Genomic DNA, 5,472 nt, shown 5'->3' with positions numbered 1-5,472 from the left:
CGTTCGGACTGTCTCTGCGAATGACCAAGCCGCAGTGCACAAGGATGGCGATATGCCTGCGAAGCGTCGCCGGCGACATGCCGTTCGCTCGATCGCTGAGCTGCGCGTTGGACGGGAAGACGACGAGGTCGCCATCCGCGCACATCGTTGTCTCCTGGTGGAACGAAAGTAGTGCGCTGAGGATCGCGAGCGCCCGATCGGTCGCACCGACGGCTTCGCGAGCTTCCCGGATATGCTGGAAGACCTTCCATTTATGAACCACCAAATCGGGCGTGACGGCCTGAGCTGTCACTTGGCTAGCCAACAGGCCAAGCGACATCGACCGCCGCCCAAAGGGCGTCGTGGGTAGCTGCTGCGTCATGGTTCAGCCCTTCAGCTTTTAGGCAAAGCGAAAGCGCTCACCGAAACGGCGCCAATCTCCTTTCGGAGACTCTTGACTGTGATTCGCGGAAGTGAGATTCTCGGAGTTGCTACACAAACGAGAAGGGCTTCCGGGACACCTGTTTCGGGGGCCTTTCTTTTTACCTCATGCTTCCTCTTCAGTTGTTGCGCCTACCAGTGGCGTCAGCCGAGGCTTCCGCCGTTTCCAGTGCCCCCGCCCAACCTTGTCAGCTGACAAGGTTTTGGCGCGCGACCCGGAAATCACTCATCGCCCTCTCGAGCGAAAAATCGCTCCATCAGGCCCGGCAGCTCCTCCTCCAGGAAGGCGCCGAATGCCTCCGCGTGGCCGCTCGAGACCGAAAACTTGACATCGCCCGCCGAGAACGTCGCCTTCCCGACCACCTTCCCCTTAGGGCTTTTGAGTTCGAGTTCGGACCGCGCGCGCTCTACCGGCTTCTTGACTGCCGCCAAGGCACTCTTGAACCGCTCGTCCGACGGCCGCTCCAAAACCTTGTCAGCTGACAAGGTTTCTCGGATGCGCGAGAGCGCGGCCTTGTCTTCCTCAACCGCCGACGCTAGGGCAATCCAGCGCGGGCGCCCAACCTTGGGCGCCCGCCCGATCGCCTCGATCACGTCTGTCGGAAGCACCTTGGCGACCGCCCGAAGTCGGGCAAGCTCGGGGTCATCAATTGAAAGCGCCGCGCGAATATCGCGGGACTTGATTCCCGCCTGATCCATACGCCACGCAAAAAGCGACCGTTCGATCCAGGAAAGATCCTGGCGGGCCGCATTCTCGATGCCCTGGGCGACGACCAGCTCGCTATCCGACAGATCGAGAATCGTCGCTTTGACTTTGACGCCCAACTCCAGCGCTGCGCGCCAACGCCGGTGCCCGTAAACGACTTGATAGCGCCCCTCCACACTCGGATGGCGCCGCACCTGAATGGGAACCTTCTGGCCTTCCTCCGATATCAGCGCCTTCAGCGATTCAAAATCCGCGCTGCTGTCGTCGGGCAATCGATCCGGGAAAGGGGAGGGGTCGATCAGCATTGGGTCCAGCTCTGCGCCACCGCCCGAATCCACCATGGCGCGAAGCCGATCACGCTCTTCTCTCAGCTCCGAAAGCGAACGCTGTGTCGCCCCGATCACACCTGCCCCCACGCGTGGCAACGGCTGGGGCACCGAGGGCTTGTTCCCGTCTACGGGCGCGTCGGCGCCGCCATCGGCCGCCGGCTCGGAAAAAGCGCCGAAATTCTGCAGAATCGACTTCCCTGTAGGACGCTTGTTCATCACGTCCGCCCCCAGCTGCTCTCGATCAGGTCCAGGATCTGGTCGTTGACGGCATCGATCGATTCACGCGCACGCTTCACCGTCGATGCTGCGATGTTCCCCGCTTCCAGCTCATAGAGCGTGCGCTTCGCAAGCCCCGCGGTCTCAATCGCAGCACTCTCGACCGCGGTCGACGTCAGCACATCCTGTCCAAAAAGGTGCCGAAGCATCGAGACGACGTGGACCTGCGACTGATCCATCGGGTCATGACGCGTCACCACATAGCGCAGGAAGTCCTGCTTCATTGTCGCGCCGGCGTCACGGATGACGGAGATCAGATCCCCCATCATCAGCAGGAATTGGCTCATGGACATCACGTCGAGCATGGCCGGATGGACGGTAACGAGAAGACCAGTCGACGCGTAGATGGCACCGAGGGTCAGGAATCCGAGGGAAGGGGGGGTGTCGAGAACGACGACGTCGTAATTGTCCTCGACCTCCGCTAGGGCGAGACGCAAGCGTTCGAAGAAAATGCTCTCCGTATCCGCCTGCCGCTTGGATAGAAAGCGCGGTGTCTCGTGCTCGTACTCCATGACTTCGATATTGCCGGGAATGAGGTCGATCCCGGTGAAGTAGGTCGGCCGGATAATGTCGGCGATCGGACGACGATGTTCGTCATAGCGAAGAGCCGCATAGATCGTCTCGTTCTGCTGAACATCCATCTCGGGCTGCGCGCCGAACATCGCGGAAAGCGATGCCTGAGGATCCAGATCAATCGCCAGAACCCGATAGCCGTGCAGGGCGAGATAGTGGGCCAAGTGTGCGCTGGTGGTCGTCTTCGCGCTACCACCCTTGAAATTGGCAACAGCTAGGATCTGCAGGTGTTCACCCTCACGGCGGTGGGGCAAAAACCGCAACGCCTCACCGGGTCGCTGGGAAGCAAACAGCTCGCGGAGCTCATTGATTTGCGTGAGCGTGTAGGCTCGATGGTTGTTCTCGAGCCGGGTCGGCACCGGCCCTTTGCCCTCATTCGACATCAGCTTGAGAGTCGATTCCGGGATCGAGGTCAGCTTCGACACTTCATGAATCATAAAGTACCGGAGGCTCTTCTGAGCGTCCGGCGGATACATCTGCTGCCTGCGCGCCTGCAGGTGCTCTGAAAGCAGGCCAGCGTGACGAACAATCTTGTCCGCCGGATCCTCTGCCTCAATAGTTGTCATGGCTGGTGCAGCCATTGTCGCTCCGGCTCCTATTTGTCGGCCCCGATGCGCCTTAGCGCCCTGTGCCCGACAAAAGGTAGGCCACGATTCTGCCGCGCCGTCCAGTGGTTTAGTATTAACAAGTACTTAATATGGCCCGAGGTTTATCCAGACCGGTCGGCTCCCTTTGCGCGTTATTCGCTAACGACTCCAGCCACTTCGCCCCCGGCAAACCGTCGGCATGTCCGATACCGGTGCTGCCGCGAGAATGCCGGGTTCGGATCTTCACAACCGCTCCGCAGCACCTCCTCCAAGCCTGCGACCTCGGAGTCCGAATCGTGATCGGAAGCTTGAATGCTCGATTACGGATCGCCGATCCAAGTGCCGCCCGGCTGGAATTCGTTACGGGCGTCGCGCCAATAGACATCACCGATTTGGCCAAACTGAATTCAAAGCCCGGGAACGCCAGGATGAGGGTAGGGACTAGCGCCGGATCGGTCGACGCCGGATCCAGCTTGACCAGCACGGCTCCGAGCGATGTGACGTCCGGAAGGCGAGCACAGGCCGCCGTCTCGATCGGTTGATCGGTCCACGGGTTGAAAGTCGGCACGCCGAGGGGAGGGGAGGGGAGGGGAGCCGTACGAGCCCTCGTTATCCCGACGACCGTTGCCCTCGTCCCACCTACCATTGCCTACTCGCGATTCGGCCTGATCCGAATGAAGGCTGGATGGACTCAACTGGAGGCGCCATACTATCACAATTGCGATAGTTTGAGATGATACCGTCCGTCGAACCGGAATTTTTCGACGCTCCATCAACCACCCTGTAGGCTGCGGATCTTCTTGAAGATATCGGGCGCAATCTTGAATTCACGCGCCTGCCCTCGCCCCATCGAGTTTTTTACCATTGCTTCCGTCAAGATCTTACGACTGACAAGCTGATCAATCGTCTCCGTGACACCACCGCGTGTTAGCGACGTCACCTCAATTATATTGGTTAGCGTCAGGCGCTGATTGCCCTGATGCATATAATAGAGGACGCTCATCATTCCGATTTGCTTCAGGCGCGACTGAGGGGTCTCATCGTCGAGCGGATTGTCGAGGATCAGCCGCAAGATAAGCGCCGAGAACGAGAGGCTGTGCCATTCGGCGTCGAGTGCTCTTGGCATCGGCTTAACTGATCTATATATGATAGTTAACCGGACATGAGATTGCGGCCGACAAGCCTTTCCGGGGTCGTTTCGGGAGGGTGGAAGGCATGAATTCCCCTGCTGCCAAGGCGCTTTCCTGCGCATTCGTATTGCTGTCATCCTACTGCATTTCCAGCAGTGAAGCGCGCGCAGACGATTGGGGCTGTCAGGTTCTCCTTTGCCTTTCGAACCCGGGCGGCCCCATGCAGTTCGCCGAATGCGTCCCTCCCGTTCAGAGGCTTTGGAACGAACTCGCCCGAGGACGCCCCTTTCCAACCTGCAGTGGAGTCGGATTTCAGGCCTCCAGGCCTGGATACGAGCCGTTCTCATGCGAAGCTGGCTACCGCCTGACCGCCCGGTTCGGACTCCAGGGACAAGAAGCGACCTGTGTGTCGGCGACACGCCAAGTGGTCGACAGCAGCCAATGCATATCCGACGCCAGAGCCGGCAATGGGGCCGCGCGCTGGGTGTCGAGCAGCGGCCAGCGCCAATGCATGGCTTATGTAACGGCTCGGCCAAGCGTGCGCTCGCAACCCCACTTTGTCGACGTGACGATCGACGGCATGGGCACTCAACGGCTGCGGTTCTAACCTATGCCCGTTGCATTTTACGATCTCGCCCAGAGCTGCGCTCCGACCGTTCAGATCGAGACCCTGGCCGCGATCGTTAGCCTTGAAAGCGGCTTCTCGCCGTTCGCCATCCGCATCAACAGCGGCGTGCCCCTGCGCGAGCCGCCGAACGGCAAGGCAGAGGCGATCGAGCTTGCCACCATGTTGATCGCGGATCGCCGGGACGTCGATCTCGGTCTTGGCGGCATCAATGCCGATGATCTCGGCCGCCTCGAGCTCACCGTTGCCGATGCGTTCGACCCCTGCCTGAACCTGAAGGCGGCCGCCCGCCTGCTCGACCGCTACTACCGTGTGGCGATCGGTGGAGGTGCCAGCCCTGCCGAGGCGGCCACCGTGATGCTGCAAGCCTATTATGGCCGCGGCGATGCTTCGATTGGCGAAATGGCCGCCTACAACAAGCAAGTGCATGACGAGGCAAAGCGCCTCGCCCCGAAGCTCGCGTCACTGACGATCGGCTCCGCTGGCCCATCCACCACAAGAGATCGAGCCGGGGAGGGGTCGGCACTGCCGCCTCCGGCTGCCGCACCACCAGTCGCCCGCCGTGAAGCGAAACCGGCGTCCTGGGATGTTTTTGCAACAGCGCGGAAGTCCTCCGCTCTCGTCTTCCAGAACGAACAATCGGAGTGAGCCGAATGAGTAAGAGAGTGCGCGTCCGCCCAGTCGCAGCCATCATGCTGATGGCGACCGTATTTGCGATCGGGATGGCGGAACCGGCCGCCGCCCAGGCAACCGGAGGCGGTATCGAGACCGTTCTGCAGAACATCGTCACCCTGCTCACGGGCAATGTCGCGAAGCTCCTGGCGAC

General features: G+C 60.7%; 7 protein-coding genes. 3 read left to right on the top strand and 4 right to left on the bottom strand.

Translation table 11 applies throughout. The features are described from left to right. From repC to K9U40_RS21845, 4 genes are all read right to left on the bottom strand, one after another. The coding region (gene repC / locus K9U40_RS21860; RefSeq protein WP_282892222.1) for a plasmid replication protein RepC at nucleotides 1-361 on the bottom strand (361 nt) is incomplete at its 3' end. Nucleotides 362-642: 281 nt separating this feature from the next. After that, entirely contained in the window at nucleotides 643-1,671 is a 1,029-nt protein-coding gene (gene repB / locus K9U40_RS21855) for a plasmid partitioning protein RepB (RefSeq protein WP_282892221.1), read from the bottom strand. Then, the gene (repA, locus tag K9U40_RS21850; protein WP_282892220.1) at nucleotides 1,671-2,885 is read right to left on the bottom strand and encodes a plasmid partitioning protein RepA; all 1,215 of its coding nucleotides are present in this window, start codon (nucleotides 2,883-2,885) and stop codon (nucleotides 1,671-1,673) included. The genes repB and repA overlap by 1 nt, the downstream gene beginning before the upstream one ends. A 778-nt stretch (nucleotides 2,886-3,663) precedes the next feature. Further along, nucleotides 3,664-4,017 carry a MarR family transcriptional regulator gene (locus tag K9U40_RS21845; protein ID WP_282892219.1) on the bottom strand — a complete coding sequence of 118 codons (354 nt, stop codon included), beginning with the start codon at nucleotides 4,015-4,017 and terminating at the stop codon, nucleotides 3,664-3,666. Nucleotides 4,018-4,106: 89 nt separating this feature from the next. On the opposite strand from K9U40_RS21845, the gene K9U40_RS21840 reads away from it, so the two are divergent. From K9U40_RS21840 to K9U40_RS21830, 3 genes are all read left to right on the top strand, one after another. Then, nucleotides 4,107-4,628 (top strand): hypothetical protein, encoded by a 522-nt coding sequence (locus K9U40_RS21840; RefSeq protein WP_282892218.1) that lies wholly within the window; start codon nucleotides 4,107-4,109, stop codon nucleotides 4,626-4,628. A 3-nt stretch (nucleotides 4,629-4,631) separates the two neighbouring features. Continuing rightward, the gene (locus tag K9U40_RS21835) at nucleotides 4,632-5,294 is read left to right on the top strand and encodes a lytic transglycosylase domain-containing protein (RefSeq protein WP_282892217.1); all 663 of its coding nucleotides are present in this window, start codon (nucleotides 4,632-4,634) and stop codon (nucleotides 5,292-5,294) included. Nucleotides 5,295-5,299: 5 nt separating this feature from the next. Then, nucleotides 5,300-5,472 (top strand): TrbC/VirB2 family protein (locus K9U40_RS21830; RefSeq protein ID WP_282892223.1); only part of this gene is annotated, 173 nt, incomplete at its 3' end.

Source organism: Xanthobacter autotrophicus (assembly GCF_030015065.1).
Taxonomy (GTDB): Bacteria; Pseudomonadota; Alphaproteobacteria; order Rhizobiales; family Xanthobacteraceae; genus Xanthobacter; species Xanthobacter autotrophicus_D.
The sequence above is the reverse complement of the archived record's forward strand: the minus strand, read 5'-3'. Positions and strand labels throughout refer to the sequence as shown.